24 protein-coding genes are annotated in these 25,533 nt (G+C 71.2%); 7 read left to right on the top strand and 17 right to left on the bottom strand.

All coding sequences use genetic code 11. The features are described from left to right. Positions 1 to 161 precede the first annotated feature (161 nt). Genes ACQBAT_RS01290 through ACQBAT_RS01275 form a run of 4 tightly spaced genes read right to left on the bottom strand, consistent with a single transcriptional unit; the run spans position 162 to position 2,157 of the window. The gene (locus ACQBAT_RS01290; protein WP_420746413.1) at positions 162 to 1,154 is read right to left on the bottom strand and encodes an NAD-dependent epimerase/dehydratase family protein; all 993 of its coding nucleotides are present in this window, start codon (positions 1,152 to 1,154) and stop codon (positions 162 to 164) included. Between the two features lie 40 nt (positions 1,155 to 1,194). Then, complete coding sequence (locus ACQBAT_RS01285; protein ID WP_420746412.1) at positions 1,195 to 1,449, bottom strand: DUF86 domain-containing protein; 255 nt, start codon at positions 1,447 to 1,449, stop codon at positions 1,195 to 1,197. Beyond that, positions 1,433 to 1,753 carry a nucleotidyltransferase family protein gene (locus ACQBAT_RS01280; RefSeq protein WP_420746411.1) on the bottom strand — a complete coding sequence of 107 codons (321 nt, stop codon included), beginning with the start codon at positions 1,751 to 1,753 and terminating at the stop codon, positions 1,433 to 1,435. The genes ACQBAT_RS01285 and ACQBAT_RS01280 overlap by 17 nt, the downstream gene beginning before the upstream one ends. Before the next feature lie 59 nt (positions 1,754 to 1,812). Further along, complete coding sequence (locus tag ACQBAT_RS01275; protein WP_420746410.1) at positions 1,813 to 2,157, bottom strand: iron chaperone; 345 nt, start codon at positions 2,155 to 2,157, stop codon at positions 1,813 to 1,815. A gap of 67 nt (positions 2,158 to 2,224) precedes the next feature. Here ACQBAT_RS01275 and ACQBAT_RS01270 point away from each other — a divergent pair, with 67 nt between their 5' ends. Continuing rightward, positions 2,225 to 2,986, top strand: coding sequence for a mechanosensitive ion channel family protein (locus ACQBAT_RS01270; protein ID WP_420746409.1), 762 nt, complete (start codon positions 2,225 to 2,227; stop codon positions 2,984 to 2,986). Beyond that, on the top strand, positions 2,980 to 3,108 hold the full coding sequence (locus tag ACQBAT_RS01265; RefSeq protein ID WP_420746408.1) for a hypothetical protein: 129 nt from the start codon (positions 2,980 to 2,982) through the stop codon (positions 3,106 to 3,108). Before ACQBAT_RS01270 ends, ACQBAT_RS01265 begins: the two co-directional genes overlap by 7 nt. Positions 3,109 to 3,152: 44 nt before the next feature. Here the strand turns inward: ACQBAT_RS01265 and ACQBAT_RS01260 are convergent, their stop codons facing one another. From ACQBAT_RS01260 to ACQBAT_RS01220, 9 genes are all read right to left on the bottom strand, one after another. Continuing rightward, positions 3,153 to 5,516, bottom strand: a complete 2,364-nt coding sequence (locus tag ACQBAT_RS01260; RefSeq protein ID WP_420746407.1) for an ATP-binding cassette domain-containing protein — start codon at positions 5,514 to 5,516, stop codon at positions 3,153 to 3,155. A 203-nt stretch (positions 5,517 to 5,719) separates the two neighbouring features. Beyond that, positions 5,720 to 6,376, bottom strand: a complete 657-nt coding sequence (locus ACQBAT_RS01255; RefSeq protein ID WP_427197728.1) for a KUP/HAK/KT family potassium transporter — start codon at positions 6,374 to 6,376, stop codon at positions 5,720 to 5,722. Beyond that, positions 6,292 to 7,518, bottom strand: coding sequence for a KUP/HAK/KT family potassium transporter (locus ACQBAT_RS01250; protein ID WP_420746406.1), 1,227 nt, complete (start codon positions 7,516 to 7,518; stop codon positions 6,292 to 6,294). The genes ACQBAT_RS01255 and ACQBAT_RS01250 overlap by 85 nt, the downstream gene beginning before the upstream one ends. Positions 7,519 to 7,575: 57 nt before the next feature. Further along, positions 7,576 to 7,800: a hypothetical protein gene (locus ACQBAT_RS01245; RefSeq protein WP_420746405.1), complete on the bottom strand. Its 225-nt coding sequence runs from the start codon at positions 7,798 to 7,800 to the stop codon at positions 7,576 to 7,578. A gap of 38 nt (positions 7,801 to 7,838) precedes the next feature. After that, on the bottom strand, positions 7,839 to 8,627 hold the full coding sequence (locus ACQBAT_RS01240; protein ID WP_420746404.1) for a crotonase/enoyl-CoA hydratase family protein: 789 nt from the start codon (positions 8,625 to 8,627) through the stop codon (positions 7,839 to 7,841). Positions 8,628 to 8,641: 14 nt separating this feature from the next. Next, positions 8,642 to 9,295 (bottom strand): alpha/beta fold hydrolase, encoded by a 654-nt coding sequence (locus ACQBAT_RS01235; protein WP_420746403.1) that lies wholly within the window; start codon positions 9,293 to 9,295, stop codon positions 8,642 to 8,644. A gap of 40 nt (positions 9,296 to 9,335) precedes the next feature. Next, the gene (locus ACQBAT_RS01230) at positions 9,336 to 9,866 is read right to left on the bottom strand and encodes an NADPH-dependent FMN reductase (RefSeq protein ID WP_420746402.1); all 531 of its coding nucleotides are present in this window, start codon (positions 9,864 to 9,866) and stop codon (positions 9,336 to 9,338) included. Positions 9,867 to 9,950: 84 nt separating this feature from the next. Next, positions 9,951 to 11,894: a glycosyltransferase family 2 protein gene (locus ACQBAT_RS01225; RefSeq protein WP_420746401.1), complete on the bottom strand. Its 1,944-nt coding sequence runs from the start codon at positions 11,892 to 11,894 to the stop codon at positions 9,951 to 9,953. Positions 11,895 to 11,980: 86 nt separating this feature from the next. After that, entirely contained in the window at positions 11,981 to 13,171 is a 1,191-nt protein-coding gene (locus ACQBAT_RS01220; protein ID WP_420746400.1) for a phosphotransferase family protein, read from the bottom strand. Positions 13,172 to 13,265: 94 nt separating this feature from the next. Between ACQBAT_RS01220 and deoD the strand changes: the two genes are divergently transcribed. After that, positions 13,266 to 13,982, top strand: coding sequence for a purine-nucleoside phosphorylase (deoD, locus tag ACQBAT_RS01215; protein ID WP_420746399.1), 717 nt, complete (start codon positions 13,266 to 13,268; stop codon positions 13,980 to 13,982). A gap of 67 nt (positions 13,983 to 14,049) precedes the next feature. Here deoD and ACQBAT_RS01210 read toward each other — a convergent pair whose 3' ends face one another. The 4 genes from ACQBAT_RS01210 to ACQBAT_RS01195 form a co-directional block, all read right to left on the bottom strand. Then, positions 14,050 to 15,765: a substrate-binding domain-containing protein gene (locus ACQBAT_RS01210; protein ID WP_420746398.1), complete on the bottom strand. Its 1,716-nt coding sequence runs from the start codon at positions 15,763 to 15,765 to the stop codon at positions 14,050 to 14,052. A gap of 97 nt (positions 15,766 to 15,862) precedes the next feature. Next, a complete protein-coding gene (locus tag ACQBAT_RS01205; RefSeq protein WP_420746397.1) occupies positions 15,863 to 16,720 on the bottom strand; it encodes an NUDIX domain-containing protein in 858 nt (285 codons plus the stop codon). 12 nt (positions 16,721 to 16,732) lie between these two features. After that, entirely contained in the window at positions 16,733 to 18,460 is a 1,728-nt protein-coding gene (paaN, locus tag ACQBAT_RS01200; protein ID WP_420746396.1) for a phenylacetic acid degradation protein PaaN, read from the bottom strand. 228 nt (positions 18,461 to 18,688) lie between these two features. Next, complete coding sequence (locus tag ACQBAT_RS01195) at positions 18,689 to 19,471, bottom strand: hypothetical protein (protein WP_420746395.1); 783 nt, start codon at positions 19,469 to 19,471, stop codon at positions 18,689 to 18,691. 3 nt (positions 19,472 to 19,474) lie between these two features. Between ACQBAT_RS01195 and ACQBAT_RS01190 the strand changes: the two genes are divergently transcribed. The 4 genes from ACQBAT_RS01190 to ACQBAT_RS01175 all read left to right on the top strand — a co-directional run bounded on the left by ACQBAT_RS01190 (position 19,475) and on the right by ACQBAT_RS01175 (position 25,518). Next, entirely contained in the window at positions 19,475 to 19,774 is a 300-nt protein-coding gene (locus tag ACQBAT_RS01190) for a hypothetical protein (protein ID WP_420746394.1), read from the top strand. A gap of 215 nt (positions 19,775 to 19,989) precedes the next feature. After that, positions 19,990 to 21,270, top strand: a complete 1,281-nt coding sequence (locus ACQBAT_RS01185) for a 3-hydroxyacyl-CoA dehydrogenase NAD-binding domain-containing protein (RefSeq protein WP_420746393.1) — start codon at positions 19,990 to 19,992, stop codon at positions 21,268 to 21,270. After that, complete coding sequence (paaI, locus tag ACQBAT_RS01180) at positions 21,270 to 21,707, top strand: hydroxyphenylacetyl-CoA thioesterase PaaI (protein ID WP_420746392.1); 438 nt, start codon at positions 21,270 to 21,272, stop codon at positions 21,705 to 21,707. The genes ACQBAT_RS01185 and paaI overlap by 1 nt, the downstream gene beginning before the upstream one ends. 268 nt (positions 21,708 to 21,975) lie before the next feature. Further along, complete coding sequence (locus ACQBAT_RS01175) at positions 21,976 to 25,518, top strand: FtsX-like permease family protein (RefSeq protein WP_420746391.1); 3,543 nt, start codon at positions 21,976 to 21,978, stop codon at positions 25,516 to 25,518. The last annotated feature ends 15 nt before the right edge of the window (positions 25,519 to 25,533 follow it).

Genomic DNA, 25,533 nt, shown 5'->3' with positions numbered 1-25,533 from the left:
GCGCCGGCCAGTGCCCTGTGCGTAAGAGGGGCACTCGCCCCGGTTTGTCACGCTCAGGTCGCGAAGTGCGTGCGCAATCGGGGCACTCGCCCGGATTCGTCACGCGCCCCGCAGCCTCCAGCCCCCACCCCGCCCCGGTATGCCGTTTCTCACCCGAGCCGTCAGCGTCGCCTCCCGCTCTCCCGGGCTCGCGCGATGAGGTCACGCTCGTCCTTCCACTCCAAGCCTGCCGCCCACGGCCGATCGCCACGACGCTGCGCATCGGCGAGCGCGGCGCGCAGCGTGTCCCGCAACGGCCGGTGCCGCAGACCCAGCTCCCGGGCCGCGACGCCCGAGCGGCGCATCATCCCGGCCATCTCGCCGGGAAGCCACAGCGGCAGCGAGCGCGGCCCCATCCACGGGTTCACGCCCTGCTCGGCCAGCCACTGCGCATCGACCACGACCGGCTCGGGCACCTCGTTCGCGAGCGCCGCCGACTCGGCCAGCACCTCCCCCAGCGTCGTCTCTTCGCCCACCGCATCGACGACCCCGGTCACCCCCTGCTCCATGCACACCACCAGCCACTCCGCCAGGTCGCGGACATCGAGCAGCTGCACCGGCTGGCTGACCGCATCGGGCATGAGCACCCGCCGCTCCACGGGGTGGCTCATCCGGTAGGGCCAGTAGGACGACCGATCCGTCCCGTCCTCCGGCCCACCGATCAGGCCCGGGCGCACCACGAGCACCCGGTCCGAGCCGACCCCGTCGAGGACCGCGCGTTCGCAGGCGACCTTCGCTGCGCCATACTCCTCCGGCCCGGACATCGAGTCCGCCTCGAGCGGCTCCACGAGCGCCGCCGACTCATCGGTCGCGCCGTCCACCGAGGCATAGACGTTGACGCTGGACACGTAGACCCAGTGCCGCGCCTCCACCTCCGCCACCGCCTGCCGCACACGCCCCGGCTGGCTGGCGACCTCGATCACCGCGTCCCAGGTCGTGCCGCGCACCGCCCCCAGCCCGCCGGTATCGCGGTCCCCGACGACATGCCGCACCCCCTCGGGCACCTCTCCCGACTTCCCGCGGGCGAGCGCCGTCACGTCATGGCCGGCACGCACGGCTGCCGAGCCGACCGCGCGCCCGAGCTGGGCGGTCCCGCCGAGGATGAGAATCTGCATACGGACAAGCAAAGCACGCGGGCGTCAGCCGCGGCTCCCATCAGGAGTGGCGTGTGAGCTGGCGCTGCAGGTCCGCGAGCTGGTGATCAAGGATGTCCAAGATCAAGTCAGGGTCGACTCGGAAATACTCGTGAACGACCACGTTGCGCAGACCAGCGATTGAGGCCCAAGGAATGTCGGGGTAGTGCTCGCGTGTCGAATCGGGGAGTGCCTTGACTCCCTCACCGATCACCGCCAGGCAGCCAGGATGTCTGCGACCCGCGCTTGCTCGGAGCGCGTCACAACAGAACAGCATCTCTGAGCGCGGTATGAGACACGCGGGGCCGGAGCAGCGGTTCCGCGACGACATCCACCCTGGTTCCCAGGATTTCACTCAGTTCCTCGGCGATCCCGGCGATCCGTAATAGGGCGTTTCCGTGATCCGGGTCCAGGTCGACGAGCAGATCGATATCGCTGTGCGGGGTGGCGCTACCCCTGGCTACTGAACCGAAGAGCCGAGGGTGCGTTGCGTGGTAACGCCTCAGCACCTCGTCCACCTGCGCACGGCGCTCGACCAAGAGCGCGCGGACGGCGGCACTCTGCTCGGTCACTGTGCTCACACCGCCAGCCTAGAGCGTCGCGGCCGACCTGGACAGGGCGAGGGCAAAGCACGCGCGCGTCAGCCGCGAGCGAGCGCGACGAACCAGGCGGCGACGTCCTCGATCAGCTCCATCGGCAGCTCCTCACGGTGCGGAAACTTCAGCGTCCCCTTGCCCGACCGGTAGGGCGCGCACCGCTGCGCGAGCGCGAGGTCGGCGGGCACCGGATAGACGGCGACGTGACCGGCATACCCACCGGTGTGGAAAGCGCGCCGGCCGTCGACGGTGAACGTCACGATCCCGTACGAGATCCGCTCCCCGACCCCCGCGTGCGCGGCGTGCACGGCGGCGCGGATCTGGTCGACCCGCTCCCGGGCGGGGTCGGGCAGAGCGTCCAGGTATGCCGTGACCTCAGGATCGTCCATGCGCGCAGCGTAGGCGGTGGGCCGGGTGGGTGGGGCGATCTGATGCCGGCCCGCTAGTTTGGGACAGGTGAGGCAGGGTGTGCTGTTCGGCGAGACCACCGGGCTCGGGCTGCCCGCGCTCACCTGGACCAATGTCGGGCTCGGGCTGCTCGCGCTCGCGGCGGCGGTCGTGCTCGGGCAGGTGCTGCGGCATACGGTCAAGGCGTTTCTGCAGTGGCGGGGGCGCAGCGAGGGGTCGGCGACGGTCTTCGGGCGGCTGGTCGGGTGGGTGATGGTCGCGGTGGGGGTCGCGGCGATGCTGACGATCGTCTTCCCGAGCGTGCAGCCGGTGAACATCCTGGGCGGCGTCGGGATCATCTCGATCGCGGCCGGTATCGCCTTCCAGACGGTGCTGGGCAATATGTTCGCCGGCATCGTGATCCTGGCGCGCGACCGCTTCAAGGTGGGCGACCAGATCGCGGTGGCGCAGGTCAGCGGCAATGTGGTGCAGATGGGGCTGTCGTCGACCTCGCTGCGCACCTTCGACGGCAAGCTGGTCGTGGTGCCCAACAGCGTGCTGCACTCCGAGCTGGTGACCGTGCAGACCGGCTTCGAGCACGTGCGCAGCTCGATCATGGTCGACCTGGACGTGACCGCCGACCTTGATCGGGCGCGCGAGGTGGCGCTGGCGGCGATGGCCGACCTGCCCGAGGTGTATGCCGATCCGGCACCGCAGGCCTTCCTCACCGAGATCGGCACGGGGACGGTGTCGATGGAGCTGCGCTTCTGTCCGGTGCCCGGCGGCTGGACACCCGGACCGCGCAGCACGCGGTCATCGGGTCGGTGCTGAAGGCCTTCGGGGAGTGCGGGGTCAAGACGGGGTCGGACACGCATACCGTCGAGCCGGGGCCGGAGCTGCTGGGGTTGCTCGAGCAGGCGCGCGAGGAGTCTGGCGGTCGGGGTCCGGCCTAGGGTTCGGGCTCCCAGGTCGGAGCTCACGTCCCACTGTCCGCGGGTCACGCCCCTACGTAGGCGGCGAGGTGCTGACCGGTGAGGGTGGAGCGGTCGGCGACGAGGTCGGAGGGGGTGCCTTCGAAGACGACCTTCCCGCCGTCGTGGCCGGCGCCCGGGCCGAGGTCGACGATCCAGTCCGCGTGCGCCATGACGGCCTGATGGTGTTCGATCACGATGACAGAGCGGCCGGCGTCGACGAGGCGGTCCAGGAGGGCGAGCAGGTTCTCGACGTCGGCGAGGTGCAGGCCCGTGGTGGGCTCGTCGAGGATGTAGACCTCGCCCTTGTCCCCCATCTGGGCGGCCAGCTTGAGCCGCTGCCTCTCGCCGCCGGACAACGTGGTCAGCGGCTGCCCCAGGGTGATGTAGCCCAGGCCGACATCGACCAGGCGCTGCAGGATCTTGTGCGCCGCCGGGATCCGCGCCTCGCCCTCGGCGAAGAACTGCTCGGCCTCGGCGACGGGCATCGAGAGCACCTCGCTGATGTTCTTGCCGCCGAGCGTGTAGTCCAGCACGGTGGCCTGGAAACGACGGCCCTCGCACTCGTCGCAGGTGGAGGCGACCCCGGCCATCATCGCCAGGTCGGTGTAGATCACGCCGGCGCCGTTGCAGGTCGGGCAGGCGCCCTCGGAGTTGGGGCTGAAGAGCGCGGGCTTGACCCCGTTGGCCTTGGCGAAGGCCTTGCGGATCGGCTCGAGCAGGCCGGTGTAAGTCGCCGGGTTGGAGCGGCGCGAGCCCTTGATCGCGCCTTGGTCGATGACGACAACGCCGTCCTGCTTGGCCAACGAGCCGTGGATGAGTGAGCTCTTGCCCGAGCCCGCCACACCCGTGACCGCGACGAGCACGCCGGTCGGGATGTCGACGTCGACGTTGCGCAGGTTGTGGGTATCGGCGCCGCGGATCTCCAGCGCGCCGCCGCTCTGCCGGACCTCGTCCTTGAGGTGGGCGCGGTCGTCGAGGTGGCGGCCGGTGAGGGTATCGCTGCCGCGCAGGCCCTCGACACTTCCCTCGTAGACGATCTGTCCGCCGCCGGTTCCCGCGCCCGGCCCGAGGTCGACGACATGGTCGGCGATCTCGATCGTCTCCGGCTTGTGCTCGACGACCAGGACAGTGTTGCCCTTGTCTCGCAGGCGGAGCAGGAGATCGTTCATCCGCGCGATGTCGTGCGGGTGCAGCCCGATGGAGGGCTCGTCGAAGACGTAGGTCACATCGGTCAGGGAGGAGCCGAGGTGGCGGATCATCTTGGTCCGTTGGGCCTCGCCGCCGGACAGCGTTCCGCTCGGCCGGTCCAGCGACAGGTAGCCCAGCCCGATCTCGACGAAGGAGTCGAGGGTCTCCTGCAGGCCGGTCAGCAGCGGCGCGACCGAGGGCTCGTCCAGCTCGCGCACCCAGGCGGCGAGGTCGCTGATCTGCATGGCGCAGGCGTCGGCGATCGAGATGCCCTCGACCTTGGAGGAGCGGGCTGCCTCGTTGAGCCTGGTGCCCTCGCACTCCGGGCAGACCTGGAAGGTCACGGCGCGATCGACGAAGGCACGGATGTGCGGCTGCATCGCCTCGCGGTCCTTGGACAGCATCGACTTCTGGATCTTGGGGATGACGCCCTCGAAGGTGATGTTGATCCCGTCGACCTTGATCTTGGTCGGCTCCTTGAAGAGCAGGTCGTGCCGCTCCTTCTTCGTGTACTTCTTGATCGGCTTGTCGGGGTCGAAGAAGCCGCTGCCCAGATAGATCCGGCCGTACCAACCGTCCATGCTGTAGCCCGGGATCGTCAGCGCGCCGTCCTTGAGCGACTTCTCCTCGTCGTAGATCGCGCTGTAGTCGAAGTCGCTGACCTTGCCCACGCCCTCGCAGCGCAGGCACATCCCGCCCTGGATGCTGAACTCCCGCCGCTCCTTGACCTGCTCCCCGCCCTTGGTCATCGTCACCGCCCCGGCACCCGAGATCGAGGCGACGTTGAACGAGAACGCCTTGGCCGTGCCGATGTGCGGCTTCCCCAGCCGGCTGAACAGGATCCGCAGCATCGCGTTGACGTCGGTCACCGTCCCGACGGTGGAGCGGATGTTGGCGCCCATCCGCTCCTGGTCGACGATGATCGCCGTGGTCAGACCTTCGAGGAGGTCGACGTCCGGCCGGGCGAGCGTGGGCATGAAGCCCTGCACAAAAGTGCTGTAGGTCTCGTTGATCATCCGCTGGGACTCGGCGGCGATGGTGGCGAAGACGAGGGAGCTCTTGCCCGATCCGGACACGCCGGTGAACGCGGTGAGCCGCCTCTTGGGCAGGTCGACGCTGACGTCCTTGAGGTTGTTCTCGCGCGCCCCCTGGACGCGGATGATGTCGTGGCTGTCGGCAGCGTGGGGCGCAGTGGTCACGAGCCGCGAATCTACACCCGAACACTGACGACGCGTTCGGTCGCGTTGAGGACATGCATGACGGACGTCCGGTGGCCAGAAATCACGACATGACGCGCGTTCGGTGGCCAGAAATCGCGACCTGACGGACGTTCGGTGGGGGTGAGGGGGCGACCTGACGGACGTTCGGTCGGGTGAGGGGCGGCGGGTGAGGGAGCGGATGGTTAGAAGTTGATGCGGGCGCCGAGGACGACGGTGCGGCCGATGGGCAGGGAGAAGTACTCGGTGGGGTCGGCGGCGTTGCGGGCCAGGACCCCGAAGAGGCGCTTGCGCAAGGTGCCCATGCCGGGGCGGTCGCTGGGGTGCACGGTGATCCGGGACAGGAAGTAGGTGACAGTGCGCAGGTCGAGGTCGATACCTTCGTCGCGCGCCACCTGCAGCCCGGCCGGCACATCCTGCGGATCGGAGAAGCCGTAGCGCAGGGTGATATGCAAGACGTGGTCGTAGGGATCGCCCAGGTCATCGATCACGACCCGCTCGTCGTCGGGCACGTGGGGGACGTTCACCGCCTGGGTCGAGACGATGTAGGTCTCGTCGTGCACGACCCGGTTGAACTGGACGTTCTCCCGCAGCGCGAGCGGGCAGGTCGTCTTGTTCGGGTGCAGGAAGACCGCAGTCCCTGGGACGCGCAGGATCTTGGCATCGCCGTGGATCTCGTCGAGGAACTGCGTGAGCGGACCCTCCAGCTTCTCCCGCCGCGCCGTGACCAGTTCTCGCCCCCGTGCCCAGGTAGTCATCACGGTGGCCACCGTCGCGGCGACCAGCAGCGGCAGCCAGCCACCATGGACCACCTTGACGATGTTGGCGCTGAAGAAGGCCAACTCGACCGAGCCGAAACGCCGGCGAAGAGCAACCAGTTCACGACCGGGATGTAGATCTGGCCGCCCTCCTGCTCGGAGGTCTGGCGGACGGTGAGCCGCGGCAGGTAGCTGAGCCGTTCGGCCTGGCGGGCGACCGAGAAGGCGCCGGAGATGACCGCCTGGCTGGCGATGATGGTGGCCAGCGTGGCCAGCACGACGAGCGGCAGCTGCGCCCAGGCCGGGGCGAGGTGGAAGAACGGGTTGGCGATCTCGTGGCTGTCGCGCATGATCAGCTGCGCCTGGCCGAGATAGTTCAACGTCAGGCAGGGAAAGACGAGCGCGAACCAGGCCCAGACGATGGGGACGCGGCCGAAATGTCCCATATCGGCATACAGGGCCTCGGCGCCGGTGATGGCGAGCACGATCGCGCCCATCGCCACGAACGCGATTCCCGGGTGCTGGACCACGAAGAGCAGGCCGTGGTGCGGCGAGAGCGCGGTCAGGACGATCGGGTCGGCGACCACGTGGACCAGGCCGAGGACGCCCAGGGTGAGGAACCAGACCACCATCACCGGCCCGAAGAACCGGCCGACGTGGTGGGTGCCGAAACGCTGGACCGCGAAGAGCAGGACGATGATCGCGGCGGAGATCGGGACGACCAGGTGCGTGCTGCCGGGGACAGCGACATCGAGCCCTTCGACGGCCGAGAGCACCGAGATCGCGGGCGTGATCAGGCTGTCGCCGAAGAAGAGCGAGCCGCCGAAGACGCCGAGGATCAGGACCAGCTTGTGTCGGCGCCCACCGTGCTTGACGTTGCGGTGCGCGAGGTGGGCGAGGGACAGGATGCCGCCCTCGCCGTCGTTGTCGGCGCGCAGGATGAACATGAGGTACTTGGCCGAGACGATCAGGGTGATCGACCAGAAGACCATCGAGACCACGCCGAAGACGTTGGCCGTGGTGGGCGCAACGACTCCACCGCCGAGCGCGAAGACGGTCTTGAGGGCGTAGAGCGGGCTGGTGCCGATGTCGCCGAAGACGACGCCGAGGGCGCCGATCAGCAGCGGCGGGAGGGCACGGGATCCTGCGTGGGACCCTGCGTGGGAGAGCGCCTGGGGCCTGCGGGCTGGTCCCCTTTGTGCGGCATGCCTGCCGGCGGTTGTCACGACCGCAGATCGTACGCCTGCCGCTCGGCCTACGGGGGCAATCGCTTCCCTGCGTCGTCACGAATCGAGTGCGTCTAGATCCTCTTCGCACTCCTCCTGGACCGCGCAAAGCACGAGAGTGGTGTCGATCTCCACGGTTCCGACGTTGCCATCGGCGTCCTCGTACTCGAGCACCAACTGCTTGCCCACTCCGGGCTCCGGGCCGATCCAGGTCGCCTCCCAGGCAAAGGAGGTCTGGCTTTCGATCGGGTAATCATCCTCGGGATTACAGACTGTCGCCACCGAGTGCACCGCGCAGTCGGCGCCGGCTCAAGGTCCGCTCAGCCACGACCCGCCACCCGCCGCAGCAACCGCAGCTGAGCCAGTCGTTCGCGTCCGAAGATCCGCCCGGCACGCTGACCGGGGGCTGCGTTCAGCAGCCGCTTGGCGTGGGCCAGGGCCCGCCGATCGTGCTGGATCATCTCGGACACCACCTCCTGCGCCGCGGCCACCGGGTCCTGCGCCACCCGCGTGACCAGGCCCAACCGCTCTGCCTCGCTGCCCTCCACCATCCGCGCGGTCAGGGTCAGTTCTTTGGCGACATCCAAGCCCATCAGCTCGGTCAGCGTGCGGATTCCGGTCATGTCGGGCACCAGGCCCCAGGTCGCCTCGCGCACCGACCAGCGCGCATCGGAGGTGCTGAACCGCAGATCGGCACCCAGGGCGAGCTGCAGCCCGGCGCCAAGGCAGTGGCCGTGGACGGCTGCGACGACCGGGACGGGCAGCCGCCGCCAGGTCCAGCACGCCTCCTGGAAGACGTTGGTCCGCGGCAACGGCAGCGGCCTCGCCACGAACCGGCGGGCGATTCCGGCCGGGTCCCCGAGCGCCGCGCGCACGTCCAGTCCCGCGCAGAAGGCGTCGCCCTCGCCGGAGAGGATCACCGCGCGCAGCGTGCGGTCCTTGCGCAGCAGCCGCCCGGCGGAGACCAGGTCGTCGAGCATCCCAAAGGTCAGCGCGTTGAGCTTGTCCGGCCGAGCTAGGCGCACGTGTGCGACGCCGCGCGCGTCGACGTCCAGGAGCACCCGGCCCGGGGTGTCGGGGGCGGTGCGGGGAGAGGTGGGGTGCGGCATACGGGACGGGGGCTTCAGTCGAGGAAGTCGCGCAGGATCTGCACGAGCCCGGCCGGTGCGTCCTCGTTGACCGCGTGGCCGGCACCGTCGACGACGCGCAACTGCGCCCCCGGTATGCCGTTCGCCAACGCCCGCGCACCCGGCAGGTTGGCCTTGTCGCGGCTGCCGACGAGGACGAGCGTCGGCGCGGTGATCTGCGGCAGGAGCGGGCCGAGGTCAACCTCCCTGGCCGCGGCGAGCGCCTCGATCAGCCGGTCCTTGGAGACGCCGGAATCGGCGAGCCGGGAGGCCGGGAGCAGGCGGAGCAGCCCCGACTGGACACGCATCAGCGCCCGCGGCGGGCGGACCTGACCGGCGATCAGGACGAGGCGACGGACGCGCTCGGGAAACTCGGCGGCGAGCTGGGTGGCGACCATCGCGCCATAGCTCAAGCCACAGAGGTCGACCTCCTGCATGCCTTCCAGCATGAGGTCGGTGTCGAGCTTGGCCGCAGCGTCGGCGAGCGGGAGAGGCGCCTTCTCGGTGGGGCGCAGGCCGGGGACCCACGGGGTGAGCAGGCGGCGGCTGCCGTAGAGCGGGACGACCACGTCCTCCCACGCCATCGGCGCCTGGCCGACGCCGTGGAGCAGGACGAGCGGGGTGGCGGCGGGCTGCTCGGCGGGGTCCACACCGGCAGCCTATGTGGTGGGGGTGGCCCCGCACACTCGGTCAGGCGCTGACGCTGGCCTTCTCGCGCAGCGTCGCGTAGAGGTCCTCGAGCTCCGCGACCGGCGCGCCGTCGAGGATCTCGCCCGAGGGACTCAGGTGCGTCTCGAAGGTGAGGGCCGGGCCGTCGACGCGGGCTGCCTTGACGGTGTCGAGCACCATTGCGAAGGCCTTGGCAGAGCGGGCGGCGCCGTGCCAGCCGTAGCCGACGACGCCGATCGGCAGGTCGTTCCACTCGGCGTAGAGGGTGTCGATGGCGTTCTTGAGCGGGGCCGGGTAGCCGCCGTTGTACTCCGGCAGCGTGGTGATCAGGGCGTCGTAGCCGCTGACCTGCTGCGCCCAGGCGATGGTGGTCCGCTCGGTGTAGTTGCCGGCCGACGGCTTCTCGGCGTCCTGGAAGTGGGGCAGGTCGAGCTCGCGCAGATCCACGATCTCGGTCTCGACCCCCTCGGGGGCGTGCTCGGCGACCCAGTCGGCGACGTGGTGGCCGACGCGGGTGGGGCGGACGCTGCTGATGACGATGCCGATCTTCATATCGGCGTCAGCGTGAGTGACGCGTCACCTATTCCCGACGGGACCAACCGCGTCCCCGGTCGGGGCAACCCGAGTCCCCGGTCGTCAGGTGAGCGCGTCGGTCAGGAGCGGGAGGGACCAGCCGTCCTCGCGCCATACCTGCTGGTCTCGGGGGGACCTGGCTACCCACTCGGGGGCGCGACCGAGGTGCTCGCGGACCAGAGCGCCCGCGGCTTCGAGGTCGCGGATCGGCTCGTCGGCGCTGGGCGGGATGGCGACGATGAGCGCTCGATCGGCGGTCAGGGTCGGCAGCGGCAGGGCGGGCAGGGCGAGGAGGTTGGGCTCGTCGACGATCAGCACGTCGGCATGCACCTCGTCCGCATCCGTGAGCAGCTCGAGCCGACCGTCGCGGGCGGCGTCGAGCAGCTCAGGATGCCAGTCCGGCTGCTCCTCCCCCGCGCGGATCACGTCCTCCCGCCCGAGCACCGCCGGCGCCGCCTGGCTCGCCAGGATCGCTGCGGTCTCGACGGAGGGGCCCCGCGCCAGGTCGCAGAGCACGACGACCCCGTATTCCGTGGGCCGGCTCGAGGGGGCGTGCGGCAGATCGCGGACGAACCGGCGGGGAGCGGGATAGGGGCGCTGGCCTTCGCGGTGCGCGGCCAGACCCGTCAGGTCTCGCGCGGCAGCAGCGGGCGCCAGGCTGGCGTGCCAGCGCCGGAAGGAGCTGCGGAAGAGCACGCGCTCCGGGCTGTGCCGACCGAAGGCGAAGTCGGCGCGGGACAACGAGCCGTCGGCAAGGCGGGTGACCGCGAGCGGCAGCGCGACGTCGACGACACCGTCGAGGAGGTGCAGCCGCTCGTGCAGCTCGGAGTCGGCGCCCTTGCGGAGGGGGTCGAAGCCACCGAGCTGCTCCAGCACCTCGCGGCGCACCATCAGTGAGCTGGCGTTCATCCGCTCCGGGCTGTAGCCGAACCACTGCCGGGTCAGGTCGGGGCGGGCGCGGATGGCTGCGCTGCGGGTGGCGAGCGCCTCGGGGTGCTCGGCGGAGGCGGCGAGCTGCCGGGCAATCCGCTCGGGGTGGCTCCAGTCGTCGGCGTCCTGGGTGGTGACCCACTCGCCGCGGGCCAGCGTGAGGGCGGTGTTGCGGCCGAGGTAGGAGCCGCCGTTGCGCTCCTGCCGGATCAGCCGGACCCGCTCGTCCAGGCCCTCCACCGCAGCAAAGAGGTCGTGGAAGTCCGATCCTGAGCAGTCGTCGACCACGAGGATCTCGAGGTTGCCGTGCGACTGGTCGAGGATCGAGCGGACGCTGGGCAGCAGGCCGGCGTCGGGGCGATAGGCGGGGACGATCACCGTGACCAGCGGGCCGTCGGCGGTGCCGGCAAGTCCAGGCAGGTGGAGTCCGTCGAAGAGCGGGCCCTCGACGTCATCCATGCCTCGGCTGCGCTCGGTCACCAGGGGCGGCGTGATGCCCCGGTCCCTGAACCGCGAGCCGAAGAGCCCCAGCCACTCCTCGTGCGATCTGGCGAAAGGCCCGCCGACGACCGGGTTGGCCAGGTCGGAGCGCAGCCCGTCCGCGACCGCGTCGGTGAGTCGATCAAGGCGGGCGAGGGCGTCGTCGACCAGGTCGTGCCGACCGGCGAGAAAGGCCGCCTGGACCAGGTGGCGCTGATCCACCGATGGGATGGCCCGGGTCCCGTGCTCGCCCAGCACGAACTGATGCAGAGCCACCGCGGCCTTGAGTTCGGGTGCGGGCACCGACCCGGTAGCGATGCCGCGCGCCGCCCACGACGCGGCGAGGGCGAGGAGATAGGGCACCCGCGCCCGATCGCGGGGCAGCCAGGACGCCGCACGGTCAGCGTCCCCCACCAGCTGCTCGGAGAGCACCACGGCCGGGACCGAGACCCCCGCCCGCTCGGCGAGGACGTCGAGGACAAGATCGTGCCGACTCCGCAGGGCCAGCGCCTGCAGGCGACGCGCATCAGCGGCCGGCTCGGCCAGCCACCCCAGCCGGGCACCGGCCACCGATGACCGCGGCGTCAGCACGCCCATCCCGGCTCCTTCACCTCGTCCCGATCGGTGCACTCCGACCGTGCGACTGTAGTGGACGGCGCGGCGGGGCTGGGGGTAGCCCGAGCTCAGGCTGCGTCGCGCACCATCGCGAGGCGGGAGACCTGCTTGCGCACCTGCTTTTCGTAGCGTGCCGCGCGGGGGTGGCCCTCGAGCCGCGCACGCCGCCCCGGGTAGGCCGCGAGCTGGTGAGCGTGCGCCAACGCCAGGTCCTCGGCGGGCGAATACACCTGCCCGGTCGCACCCGACGGACGCTCACCCCAGGCCGTGAGCAGCTGCTCAAGCGTGTCCTCGGGGTCGGCGGTGTAGGCGTGCAGCTTGGCGCCGTCATGCATGATCGCGCCGGCGCGGGAGTACTCCCAGTCGATCAGCACGACGCCCTCCGGGGTCCGCAGCACGTTCGAGGCCACCAGGTCGCCGTGCACCCAGGACACCCGCACCGCGCCGTCGCGCGCGATCAGGCCAGCCACCCAGTCCGCGAGGTCCTCGGGCACCACCCCTTGCGAGCGCAACTCCTCCCACCGCTCGCCGAGCCGGACCAACTGCGTGTTCAGTCTGCCGGCGGTCAGCCCGCGTCCGCGATGGACCGCCGCCAGCCCGGACAGGATCTCCCCCGCCGCCGCGGCCAGCGCGCGCCCGTGCACGAGCGGCTCGCCGTGCAGCCACCCCTCGACCAGGTAGGGCACGCCGCCGCTCAGTCGCCCGTGGTGCACGAGGCGCGGCACCAGGTGCGGGGCGTGCGGCACCACGGTCCGGTATGCCGCAACCGCCCGGGCGATCCCGTCCGCCCCGGAGGCGGAGACCGGCTGGACGGACAGGGTGAGCTGGGAATCGGCATACGCGGCGCGGAGCTTGGGCTCGGTGCCGATGTCGAACTTGGCGAGCGCGACCACATCGGCAGCGATCGGCGCCTCCACCTCGCGCAGGCCGTCGGCACCGGGCTCCCACCCGTCGCGATGGCTCGGCGGGACGAGTCCGTGGACCTCAGGGGCGAGGTCGGGGAGCCGGACGACGCGTCGCCGGGCCCAGTAGGTGCGCGGGCCGCTCACCTGCGGCAACTCGCCCGCGCTGCGCTCGGCCTCGGCGACCAGGGCCAGGCCGGAGCCGATCCGGTCGTGGGGTCTGGCGGGGCTGGCGGGGCTGGTGGGGCTGCTGGTCGAGCGACCCGAGGTGGCGCTCAGGGCACCCCGACGCACGCCGCGGACCACGCGCCCGGCACGTCGGCGCCACCGCCGCACCGGTCCGTCCGTGCTCGCCATCGCTCTCCACCTCCTCGCAGGTAAACACCAAGTAAACACAAGGTCGAGGAGAAGCGGATGAGAAGGCGGCACCGGACCGCCTACGCTTGGCGGCGTGAGCACCCACATCGCCGCCCAGCCCGGACAGATCGCCCCCCGCATCCTCCTCCCCGGAGATCCCTTGCGCGCCAAGTGGATTGCCGAGAATTTCCTGGAGGACGCCGAGTGCTACAGCGAGGTGCGCGGGATGCTCGGCTTCACCGGCTCCTTCCGTGGCGAGCGCGTGTCGGTGCAGGGCACCGGGATGGGCCAGCCGTCCGCCTCGATCTACGTCAACGAGCTGATCTCGGAGTATGACGTGCAGCAGCTGGTCCGCGTCGGCAGCTGCGGGGCGCTCACCGAGGACCTCAAGGTGCGGGACGTCGTCATCGCCCAGGCTGCGGCCACCGACAGCTCGATGAACACGCTGCGCTTCCAGGGCTACCACTACCCGGCGACCGCCAACTTCGCGCTGCTGCGGGCCGCCGTGGACGCCGCCGAGGAGTCGCTGACCGAGCACGCCGTCGCGACGGTCTTCAGCTCGGACAGCTTCTACCACTCTCGGCCCGAGCTGACCCAGAAGGTGGTGGAGTACGGCGTCGCCGCAGTCGAGATGGAGGCTGCGGAGATCTACACCCTCGCCGCACGCTACGGCCGCCAGGCGCTGGCCATCTGCACCGTCTCCGACCACATCATCACCGGTGAGGAGACGACCTCCCAGGAGCGCGAGCAGACCTTCGGCGACATGGTCGACCTCGCGCTGACCGCGATGCTGGCGACGCCGCTGCCCTGAGGCGGGCTGAGGTTCAGGGAGCTCGGCGGGCGACCACGTCTCGGGGAGTCCGGCGGGCGACCACGTCTCAGGGAGCCCGGCGGGCGACCACGTCGACGAAGACCTGCGGCAGTTCGCGCGGGTCGCGCAGCACCAGCGACTCACCACCGGCGTCAGCAGCCAGGCGGCTGAGGGCGGCCTCGTCGACGTCCGGCCCCATGCCGATCAGCAGGACGGTGACCGGATCCTCGGCGTCCTCGCGGGCCTGGGTGAGCAGGTCGATGACCTCCTCCTCGGACAGGCCACCGGTGCTGTCGTCGTTGATCCCATCGGTGAGCAGGACGACCGAGCTGATCGAGTCGGGCGATGCCTGGGCGGTCATCTTCTCGTAGGCCGCCCAGAGCGAGTCGTGCAGACCGGTGTCGCCGGTGAGCAGGTCCAGCCCGATGTCCTGCGTGGTGCTCAGCAGCAGATCCTTCTGGGTGACCCCGGCCCGCACCTCCTGGTTGAGCGGGCGGACCGGCGCGACCTCGATGTAGTCGGTGTCGCCGTCGAGGGCGGTCGCGAAGTACCAGACCCCGATCGCCGTCTGCTCCGGCAGCACGGTCAGCGCGGTCAGGGCGGCCTCCCGGGTCAGGTCGATCCGGGTGGTGTCACCGACCTCGACCTCCATCGACCCGGAGATGTCGATCAGCGTCAGGATCCGTGACTGTGGCGCCATCAGCGCCCACGCCCGGGCCGCGGCGGTGACCTGCGCGGCGTCGGGGTCGCCACCGGTGGTGTCGATCCCCTCGGGGACACCAGCCACCTCGGGGGCAGCGCCATCCTCACCGGCCCGCAGCCCGAGCGCGGCCAGGTCCGCGGCCGCCTCCGAGGAGGTCAGCGCGGTCTCCAAGGCGTCCAGCGCCCGAGGTGAGCCGGTCTCGCCGACCCGGACGAACGGCATACGGACGACTCCGGCGGACTCGCCCAGCGGCAACCCCTGCAGCTGAGCCGAGTCCCCGGCCGCCGCGATCTGCTGCTCGGTGGCCGGGACCACGGTGCGGGGGTCGTCGGCGAGCGCGGTGAGCGGGTCGGGCACCGAGGTCTGGGCGAGCATCACCATCAGCCGACGCTCCACGCCGCCGGTGTCCCCCTGGCCAGTGCCGTCCATCGAGCTGATCAGCGCCATCGTGGCGGGGTCGACGCGGGGGTCGCCCATGCGCAGCTGGATCGGCGGATCCTCGCCGGAGGACACCAGCTCCTGGTAGGTCGCCACCAGATCTTCGAAGGTCGACTCTGGCCCCAGGCCCAACTGACCGACGGCCTCGGCGACCTGCGGCACCGCGGTGAGCAGCACCGGAGAGGACGCGACCGTCTCCCCCGAGGTGAGTTCCACCCCGTCCGCGACGAGCAGGGCGGGCCAGGCGGCGGAGTCCGGGACCCAGGCGTCGGGCAGCTCCCCGCCGCGCATCGCGGACTGGGCGGTCGTGGAGGAGCGGGGCACCACGGCATACGAGAAGCAGTCGTCACTCGCGCGCTCGACCGCGGCGTCCACGGCCGGGGCGAGGGCGGGCGCGACCCAGACGGTGACGGGCTCGCAGTCGGCTGCCGAGAGTGGTTCCTCGGTGGCGTCGCCCTCGGTGGCGTCGCCGGCGCCAGAGTCGTCGGTGTCTGCAGCGTCGGTGTCGGCAGCGTCGGCGGTCGGGTCGTCCGTCGAGTCCGCGGTGCCGGTCGAGGGAGCGTCGTCCTGGGCCGCGGCGCGCGGGTCGTCCGCGCCGCCGCGATCCCTCACCAGCGAGTAGATCCCAAAACCCCCGAGCACCAGCAGGAGCGCGAGAAGTCCGGCGATGAGGCCGCTTCGGTTCCCCGCCGTGGTCGGTGCTGCGCTGTGCCTGCCACCGGGGCAATGTAGCGGAACCTCAGTCCGTACGGGGCCGGTCGTCCTCCGCGCGGGATGGGCCGTGGTCGGTGCGGGGCTCGCCGTCCTCGAGGAAGAGAGTGCGCCCGCCCGCTCCGTCCCGCAGGGTGTCGCCGAGCGACTCGAGCAGCCGGTGGACATAGGGGGCGACGCGGCCGCGCGCCTCCTGGACCGTGCACCAGTGGGTCGCGGCGAGCTCGGTGGGTTGGAGGGTGGCCCGTTCGGCCAGGTCCGGGTGCACGCCCAGGTCGAAGACGAGGAGCAGGGCGTCTCGCCACTGTCGGTAGGGCGGCAACCAGTCGACAGCCACCAGTTCACCGACGGACAGGTCGAGACCGAGCTCCTCGCGCACCTCACGTTCGAGGCTGGTGACCGGGGATTCGGCGGGCTCGGCGACGCCGCCGACGAGGTCCCAGTCCTTCTTGTAGGTCAACTCGCACAGCAGGATCCGCCCCTGCCCGTCCCGGATCAGCCCCTGGACGATGAGCCGCTTGAGCGGCAGGGTCGCGTCCAGCATCGCCAGGAACGCCGGCCGGGTGCCGGGCGGCGGGTCGTCGGCCAGGCGGGCGAGCCGGAGGAGGTCCGTATGCGGTGTGGCCGGGTCGCTCTGGCCGGCACCGCGGGCGACACCCTCGGGCCGCAGGCCGCTGCGTTGCAGGACGCGGCGTAGCGGCGTGGCGTCGGTCGGGATGGCCGCCTCGACCCGGTGCTGGCCGTCGGCGAAGGCTGCCTCGACGGTCTGCGTGACCAGCTCGACCGCCTCGGCCTCGACAGCGGGCAGGCCCTGAAGGCCCTGGAGCGCGACCACACCCGGCCCGACCACCGAGGTGGTCGGGCGCGCGGGGGTGGGTTGCGGCATACGGGAGGGGGGTCAGACGTGGCGGCGGGAGGTGATGACCCGGAAGCGGTTCGCGACGAACGCGGAATCCGCGTAGGCCGCGTTGGCCGCGGGGTTGGCGCCGGTGCCGTGCAGGTCGGAGAAGGCGGCGGTCTGGTTGACGAAGATCGGGCCGGTGAGGTTCTCAGACAGGGCGACCCCGGCGTCGGCGGCCGCGTCGCGGGCATCGTCGAGCACCGTCTCGTCGGTGGAGTAGACCGCGGCAGTCATGCCGCCGTGCTCGCGGACCGTCTCGGTGAACCGGCGCAGTGACTCGGCGGTGTCGGCGGTGGTGACCACGAAGGCGACCGGACCGAAGCACTCCTGCGTGTAGGCGCGCTCGTTGCCGACGTCCACGCCGACCAGCGCCGGGGTGCGGATCACGGCGTCGGGGTAGGTCGGGTGCGTGACCGCGCGGGAGTCGAGGACGACCGCGCCGCCCAGGCTGTTCGCGAGAGCCGGCACGTCGGTCGCCCGGGAGCGGACGTCGTCGTTGACCGTGGCGCCGAGGATCTCGACGGCGCGTTCGTCATCGGCGGTGAAGCGGGTGATCGCCTCGCCGAGCTTGCCTGCGAACTCCTCGGCGGACAGGTGGCCCTGGTCGGTGTCGACACCGGTGGCGGGGACGTAGATGTTCTGTGGCGCCGTGCACATCTGGCCGGAGTAGAGGGAGAAGGAGAAGGCGAGGTTGCCCAGCATCCCCTTGAGGTCATCGGTGGAGTCGACGACGACGGTGTTGAGGCCGGCCTTCTCGGTGTAGACGAGCGCGCCGCGGGCCGCCGCCTCGGTCTCCAGCCAGTGGCCGAAGCCGGGGCCCCCGGTGTAGTCGATGATCTTGACGGCCGGGTCGAGCGCGAGGTCCTTGGCCAGGGTGCCACCGTCGTCCTCGGGGGCGAGCTGGACCAGGGCCGGCTCGAAGCCGGCCTCGGCGAGGGTCTCGCGGGCGATCTGGGTGGTGATCGCGAGCGGCAGGACAGCGCGGGGGTGGGGCTTGATGATGACCGGGTTCCCGGTGGCGAGGCTGGCGAAGATGCCGGGGTAGGCGTTCCAGGTCGGGAAGGTGTTGCAGCCGATGACGAGCGCGAGGCCGCGGGGGACGACGCGGTAGTCCTTCTGCATCCGGATCGGGTCACCCTTGGCGGGCTTCTCCCAGGTGACCGATGCGGGAATGCGGCGCTGCTCCTCGAGGGCGGCGACGATGGCCTCAAGGGCGCGGTCCTGGGCGTGGGGACCGCCGGCCTGGAAGGACATCACGAACGGCTGGCCGCTGGTGTGCATGACGGCGTGCGCCATCTCGTGCGAGCGCTTGTTGATGCGGTCAACGATCTCGACGCAGACCGCGGCGCGGGTCTCGGGACCGGCGTCGCGCCAGGCGGGCAGGGCTGCGGTGGCGGCCTCGATGGCGGCAGGGATGTCGAGCTGCGGGTAGCGGACGCCGAGACGAGGACCGTAGGGGCTGACCTCCGAGCCGACGCTCTCGCCGGTGCTGGGCTGGTCGGCGAGGCCGCTGAAGTCGGTGTTGAGGGCGGATTCGTGGGCGGACTGGCCGTCCTGGGGTGCGTTCTCGCCGTAGACGCGCGGGCTGGGCGACTCCGGGTAACGGCTGTAGTAACTGCGCTCCCGCAGCGCCTGCGCGGCCTCCTCAAGGGTGGCGCGGTGGGTCTCCAGGAGCGGGTGGATGTCGTCCCCCGCCTGCGTCTGCGTCGTCGCGGTGTCAGCCATGGATTCAGAGTAACGAGGTGGGGGCGCAGGCCCCAGCGGGGTGAGGGTGGGGGCGGTTGCGCGGGACTTTACGTCCGTCCCGTGCCTTCACGTCCGTCCCGTGGGAATCGTCACGTGGGAGTTGGGGAGGTCCCCGACATTCACGTGACGATTTCCACGGCACGGTTGAGACCACAGCTCCACGGCACGGTTGAAAGGGCAGTTCCACGGCAGGGGTGGACCGACAGCTCAAGCAGCCGCCGTCCATCCCCGGGCGCGCAGCGCCCCTTCGATCTGGTCGAGGAACGTACCTTGCCGCATCCGCCACCCGAGCACCGGAATTTCCAGGGTGGTGACGTCGTGATCCTGGATCGCGATGTGATTGGACCGGACTGCGTCCTCGACTCCCGCCAGGCCCTGCATGTGATGAGCACCCTGGATCTCCACATGCACCTTGAACTCGTCCCACCACAGGTCGAGGTAGACCCGCCCGTTGCGCCCGGACCGGACCTGCTGTCGGGTGGGGATGGGCAAACCCCGGCGCCGACAGGCGGCACCCACGTCCAGTTCGGTGATCGAGTGGGCTCCATCGCAGACGTCGCGGATCACTTCGTCGAGGACGTCGCGACGCTGTGACTTCACAGTGCCCTTCCACCGAGCGAGGAGGAGTTCGGTGCTGGTCAATCGCCGCTGCACGGTCATCGCGACGAGCGTCGCCGCCTCACGGTCGGTCCTGGCCCACTGTGCCGCGCGGACGACGGCAACCTCGGGCCTCGTCCGCCGCAGACCCGCGGTGATGCGGGGGCCGAGGTCGCGAAGCCGGTGCAGACGCACACCCGGCAGTTGCCTCACGGTGGCGTTGCCCGGGACGGACACGTGGATGAAGTTCTCCTCCCAGGTCGACAGTCCGGCAGCGATCAGCGCCGTCGGCCCATCAAGAACAGCGCGCGGACCCGACTCCCACAACGCCCACCACAACCTCCCCTGGGCCGACGGCTCCCGTCCTTCGATGCAGATCGTGTGAGTCCCCACGCGATGCCAGACACCCCGTGCCACCTCGGCGCGAATATCGTGATCGGTCAGGCCGGCAGAGAGGAGATCTGCTCGGCGGGCTACGCCATGATGGCGTGCGGCCAGTTCGCGGCCGACGCGATGACGCAGCTCGATACGCTCCTTCCGGGTGGGCTTCCCGACGATGCCTTCCTTCCGGGCGGGTTTTCCGACGCTGCCTTCCTTGCTGGTGGGCTTCCCGACGGTGTCTTGGCGTGGGCCACCCCTGGGCATCTCCATCCGAAACTCCTCCTCGCCTTCGCCCGATCCCCCCAACCACTGTGACACTCCTCGGGCACTCGAGCCGTTTGTTGTCCACAGGGAGCAGGGCCCACGACGTAGCTCTGAAGGTGTTCCGTGGAAATCGTCACGTGGAAGTTGGGGAGGTCTCCGACTTTCACGTGACGATTCCCACGGCACGGCACTGGGACTCACGATCCCACGGCACGGCGCTGGGACTCACGACCGTGTGCCTACCGGCGCCGTGGGAGGGTGTGCGCATGGCCGACGATGCGACTCACCACGACGAGACCCCCGCCGAGGCTGCCCTGGGCTCTCCCCTGCTCGATGACCCGGCGGAGGTCCCGGTAGCGGTCATCGGTGCCGGGGCGATGGGCAGCGGGATTGCGCAGGTCGCGGCGCAGGCGGGACATGCGGTGGTGCTGGTGGACAGCCAGCCGGATGCGGCCGACAAGGCACTGGACAAGCTGGGCAACGCCTTCGACAAGCTCGTGGCCAAGGGCAAGGTCACCCGTGAGGATGCCGACGCGGCGCTGGCGCGCCTGAGCAGCCACACCACCTCAGACATGACGTCAGTGCCCCCTGTGTCGCTGGTCATCGAGGCCGTGGTCGAGCACCTGGACATCAAACGCGTCATCTTCCGGCAGTTGGAGGAGACGCAAGCGCCGACCACCGTGCTGGCGACCAATACCTCCAGCCTGTCCCTCGACGGCATCACCGATGAGGCCACCAGCGGCCACGATGCCGCACTGCACGGTGGCCGATCCCCCGCGCTGGCACACCCGGGCCGCCTCATCGGGCTGCACTTCTTCAACCCGGCGCCGCTGATGCAACTGGTCGAGGTCATCACCGGTTCGCACTCCGACGAGCAGGTCCTGCAGGACGCCTCCGAGCTGATGCGCCGGTGGGGGAAGGTCCCGGTCCGCTGCACCTCGACGCCCGGCTTCATCGTCAACCGGGTGGCCCGCCCCTTCTACGGCGAGGCCCAAAGGATGGTCCAGGAGGGCCTGGCCGACCCCGCGACCATCGACGAGGCGCTGCGCCGCGCCGGGTTCCGAATGGGACCCTTCGAGCTGACCGACCTGATCGGACAGGACGTGAACTACGCCGTGGGCGAGTCGGTCTGGCACCAGACGGACAAAGACCCGCGCTATGCCCCGACCGACTTCCAGCGGGACCTCGTCCGCGCCGGTCATCTCGGCCGCAAGACCGGGCAGGGCGTCTACACCTATGACGAGGCGGGGAAGGCCAGCGATGCCCAGCCCGCCGAGGACCGGGTGAGCGACCTCGTCGGGGGGCCACTGCATACGGACCCGGTCGCCCGCACCCTCACCATGCTCGTCAACGAAGGCGTCGACCTGGTCCACCGTGGCGAGGCGACCCGTGAGGACGTGGACACCGCGATGAAACTGGGAACCAACTACCCCAAGGGCCCGTTCGAGTGGCTTGCGGAGATCGGCGCCGAGACGGTGCGAGCCCGACTTGCTGAGCTCGACGAGCGCTATCCCGGTGGGCGCTACCGCGCGAGCGACGCCCTCTGATGAGCGCGGTCGAGCCTGACCTGGCCCACGTCCACGCGATGTGGGCGCAGGACCGCGCCTCGGCCGCGCTCGGGATCGAGGTGCTGGACCTGGGCATCGACACCGCCGGTGCCCGGCCGCTCGGGCACGCGCGCACCCGGATGCCTGTCGTGGAGACGATGGTGAACGGGCATGACATCGCGCACGGTGGCTACATCTTCACCTTCGCCGACTCCACCTTCGCGCTCGCCTGCAATGCCACCGGAAGCCTGACCGTCGCGGCCGGTGCCGATATCACCTACGTCGCGGCGGGACGGCTCGGGGATGTGCTGATCGCCGACGCGCGGGAGCGGATCACCTACGGGCGCAGCGGAATCACCGACGTCACCGTGACGCGCGAGTCGGACGGCGCGGTGATCGCGGAATTTCGCGGCCGCAGCCGGTCGCTGCGCACGTGACCGGCCCCGCGCGGGTAGTGAAGTGGGCGCGCGGTGAGGAGGGTGCGCGGTGAGCACGGCGCAGGGCCTAGGCAAGGTTACTCACGGAATGCAACGCAATTGCGCTGCACTCCGTGAGTAACCTTGTCTGCCCGCTCGCCACAGCCCGCAGAGCTCTAGCCCACGCGCCGGCCCATCCACAACGCGCCCGTCCCACCACCAGGTCACGTTTGGGTCACGAAACCCTCCCCTGATTGCCGCGGGACCCCCACAGGCCTACCGTCAGCCTGTGACGACGTGGTTGGGCTGGGCACTGCGGCGCGCCCGGGCCTCGACGGGCCTGCTGCTGACCCTGTTGGCGCTGGTCACGGCCACGACGGCGATCCTGGCGGGGGCGGTGGGTTACTCCGACGCCGCGGCCACGACGGCCGCGCGCCAGGCCATCACCGGCGCCGTGCCCAACGAGGCCGGCATCCGCATCCAGACCCGCCAGGCCGAGGACCCCGCCGCCCAGGACTCCGCAGCCACCCGGATCATCCAGGACGCCTTCGCCCCGGCCCCCGTCAGCGTCCAACGCACCGTCGTCAGCGAGCCCCGCCAGGCCAGCAGCGAGGACGGCACCCTCGAGGGCCGCCTCGTCGTCATCTCCAGCCCGAGCCTGGTCGCGGACGCCGAGGGCATCGACGAACGCGTCGAGCTCGTCGACGGCTCCTGGCCCGCCGCCACCACCTCGCCGGACACCGACCCGGTCCCCGCCATGCTGCATACCGGCGCCGCCCAGGCCTGGGAGGTCGAGGTGGGTGACACCCTGACCGTCGCCGGAGTCGAGGTCACCCTTGCCGCCACCTGGCGCCCGGTCGACCCCGAGGACGCCTACTGGTTCGGCGACCGTCTGGCGATCGCTGGCCGCACCACCGACGGCAGCGAGCGCGGACCGCTCATCGTGGCCCCCGGCACCGTCGGCCGCTTCGTGGACACCCCGCTCATGCGGTGGACCGTCCAGCCGGACGCCTCCCGCATCCAGCCCGGCGACCTGGCCCACCTCGCCTCCGCCGCCGAGACCCTCCGCGAGGACCTTCGCGTCGACACGGTCAACGTGCGCGGTGTCGTCGCCGACGGCGACCTCGCTCCCACCGCGACCGCGGCGGCCACCAACCTGGCCACCGCCAGCGCTCTCGGCGTCATCCCGCTCTCGGTGCTCGTCCTGGTCACCATGCTCGCGGTCGTCCAGCTGGCCCGCCTGCTCGCCACCACCCGCGAGGCGCAGGCGGGCCTGCTCGTCGCGCGCGGCGCCACCCGCACCCAGGTGCTGGTCAGCACGATCCTCGAGGCCGCGGTCGTCACTGTCCTGGGCACCGCGCTCGGCGCCCTCCTCGCCTGGGGCGTCCTGCAGTTCGTCCCCGCCGGCGACGCCCAGGGCCCCACCATCCTCCGGGTCGCCGTCCTCACCGGGATCGGTCTGCTGATCGTGCTCAGCGCGGTCGCGATCCTGCAGGTCCGCCGCCTCAGCGCGGCCGGGCAGGTCACCGAGCTCTCCGGCCGCACTCGGGCGGCCACCGCGCTGGCGACCCTCATCCTGGTCATCGGCGCCGCCGCCATCGCCTACTGGCAGTTGCGCCGCAGCGGCTCCCCACTCGTCACCGCGCCCGACGGCAGCCTCGGCACCGACCTCGTCGCCGGGGCTGCACCCGCCCTCCTCCTCGCCGCCGCCGCGGTCGTGGCGATGGCGCTCCTCGGCCCGGCCAGCCGCCTGATCGAGACCCTGTCCCGGCCCACCCGGGCGGCCGCCGGCCACCTCGCCGCGGCGCAGGTGTCCCGACGCCTGACGGTGTATGCCGTCCCAGCAGTCCTCACCGTCCTCGCCGTGGGTGCCACGACGGTCGCGGGTCTGTATGCCGGCACCTCAGCCCGCCTGCGCGACGACCTGGCCGCGATCGCCCAGGGCGCCCCGATCAAGGCCGATCTGATCCCCCCGGTCGCCACCACCGAGCCCGGGCTGGTGACCCCACCCCCCATGACCCTCGCCGACGTCCCCGGCATCGACCGCGTCAGCCCGGTCTGGGTGGATGAGAACGGCCGGATCGCCGACCTCCAGCTGCCGGTGACGATGTCCCCCGTGGCCCAGCTCGCCGAGGTCGCTGGGGGCACCGACCTCGTCCCCGTCGACGCCCTCGCCCTCCCCGAGGCCGAGGCAGGCAGCACCGGCATCGCCATCCCACCCGGCACGCGCACCGTCGAGATCACCCTGGACGCCGACATCACCATCTCCCAGGACACCCTCCAGTCCCTCCAGGACAGTTTCGACAGCTACGTCGCCGAGCTGACTGGAGAGAGCACCGAGGAAGACCCCCAGCACGTCTACGTCGGCGACCCCATCGACCGCGAGACCGCCGAGGAGATGACGCGCAGCTGGATCGACAGCGAGCTCGAGCGGGACGCCCAGGAGCACACCCGCCGCTGGGAGGTGGAGGCGACCTTCTGGGACCCGGCCAGCGCCCAGTCCAGCGTGACCCGCAGCACCCGGATCGAGATGGACATTCCCTACGTCACCGTTCCCGAGGGCGCGCCCTACACCGACGGCGAGATCGTCCCCGGCGGCGGCTCGGGCACGGTGACCTTCACCCTCCCCGAGGGCACCGAGCAGCACCTCCAGGACCTGCGGTTGCGCATCCCGACCCTGCCCGACAACCGCTTCACCCTCGCCCAGCCCGACCTGTCCCTCGCCATCACCGCCCGCGCCGATGACGGCACCGAGCTGCTCACCGGCACCCAGGACTGGGGCTCGCTGGAGGCCGCCACGCCCGACGTGGTCGCCGAGCGCGAGGCGGTCGCCGCCGAGGAGGAGGAGCCCTGGGTCGAGCACCACCCAGACGGCAGCATGACCATGTTCTCCGGCACCTACGTCCCGGCGGAGCTGGACACCTCCACCTCGACCTGGTCCCTCACCGGGCCGTCCGCCAACGTCGGCAACGAGGTCACCGTGGCCCCCGGCCTCACATGGATCGACCAGTCCAGCCGCCCGGGCGACAACCCCTTGCCCGGCGCCCGATCCGCCCGCGAGATCGTTGTGCCGGTCGCCCTCACCGCCCAGGCCGCCGCGGCCGCTGACCTGGCCGTGGGCGATGAGGCTCAGATCCGCGCCTTCGGCACCCAGGTGCGGGTCGAGGTGGCCGCGGTCGTGCCCGCCATCCCCGGCAGCCTCGCCCCGAGCGCCGCCCTCGTCGACCGCAACGCGATGGCCCTGGCGCTCGCCGAGAGCGACCGCGCCCTCCCCTACCCGCAGCAGATCTGGGCCACCCCCCAGCCCGACCAGGCCGACACCGCCGTCGGTGAGATCGCCGGCATCCGCGGCGTCTCCTCGGTCACCGGCCCGGGCTCGGTCACCATCACCGACGCCACCAGCGCCGCCCGCCTCGTCTTCTGGGTCGCCTCCGCCGGCGCCGTCCTGCTGGCCGCGACCGGCATCGCCGCGGTCGCCGCCACCCTGCTCGCTGGCCGCCGCCCCGAGGTCGCCGTCCTCCGTGCCCTCGGTATGCCGCCGCGCGCCCAGGGCCGCTCGCGCGCCCTCGAGCTCGGCGGGGTCGTCGTGGCCGCGGTCCTGCTCGGCCTCGCCGCGGGCTGGGCCGTCTCCGCCGGGGTGGTCCCTGCCCTCGCGCGCTCCACCACGGCCCGGGACCAGATCGCGCTCGACGTCCCGCTCCTGCTCGAGGTCGGCCCGTGGGCAGCCCTCCTGGGCGCGGGCGGGCTCGCCGTGGCCGCCGTCCTCCTCGTCCAGGCCGGCCGCGTCCGCCACCAGGCGCTCGACAACGACTACCGGGAGGAGATCCGGTGACCGGCCGCCATCGCG

This window comes from Ornithinimicrobium pulveris (genome assembly GCF_050261105.1).
Taxonomy (GTDB): Bacteria; Actinomycetota; Actinomycetes; order Actinomycetales; family Dermatophilaceae; genus Ornithinicoccus.
The sequence above is the reverse complement of the archived record's forward strand: the minus strand, read 5'-3'. Positions and strand labels throughout refer to the sequence as shown.

Bases quoted from the DNA above. Each gene is read 5' to 3' on its own strand.
- ACQBAT_RS01190 (WP_420746394.1), top strand. From the start codon at position 19,475: ATGCCAGACACCCCGTGCCACCTCGGCGCGAATATCGTGATCGGTCAG.
- ACQBAT_RS01285 (WP_420746412.1), bottom strand. From the start codon at position 1,449: ATGCTGTTCTGTTGTGACGCGCTCCGAGCAAGCGCGGGTCGCAGACAT.
- ACQBAT_RS01205 (WP_420746397.1), bottom strand. From the start codon at position 16,720: ATGCCGCAACCCACCCCCGCGCGCCCGACCACCTCGGTGGTCGGGCCG.
- ACQBAT_RS01220 (WP_420746400.1), bottom strand. From the start codon at position 13,171: ATGGCGAGCACGGACGGACCGGTGCGGCGGTGGCGCCGACGTGCCGGG.
- ACQBAT_RS01230 (WP_420746402.1), bottom strand. From the start codon at position 9,866: ATGAAGATCGGCATCGTCATCAGCAGCGTCCGCCCCACCCGCGTCGGC.
- paaN (WP_420746396.1), bottom strand. From the start codon at position 18,460: ATGGCTGACACCGCGACGACGCAGACGCAGGCGGGGGACGACATCCAC.
- ACQBAT_RS01240 (WP_420746404.1), bottom strand. From the start codon at position 8,627: ATGCCGCACCCCACCTCTCCCCGCACCGCCCCCGACACCCCGGGCCGG.
- ACQBAT_RS01275 (WP_420746410.1), bottom strand. From the start codon at position 2,157: ATGGACGATCCTGAGGTCACGGCATACCTGGACGCTCTGCCCGACCCC.
- ACQBAT_RS01185 (WP_420746393.1), top strand. From the start codon at position 19,990: ATGGCCGACGATGCGACTCACCACGACGAGACCCCCGCCGAGGCTGCC.
- paaI (WP_420746392.1), top strand. From the start codon at position 21,270: ATGAGCGCGGTCGAGCCTGACCTGGCCCACGTCCACGCGATGTGGGCG.
- ACQBAT_RS01290 (WP_420746413.1), bottom strand. From the start codon at position 1,154: ATGCAGATTCTCATCCTCGGCGGGACCGCCCAGCTCGGGCGCGCGGTC.
- ACQBAT_RS01225 (WP_420746401.1), bottom strand. From the start codon at position 11,894: ATGGGCGTGCTGACGCCGCGGTCATCGGTGGCCGGTGCCCGGCTGGGG.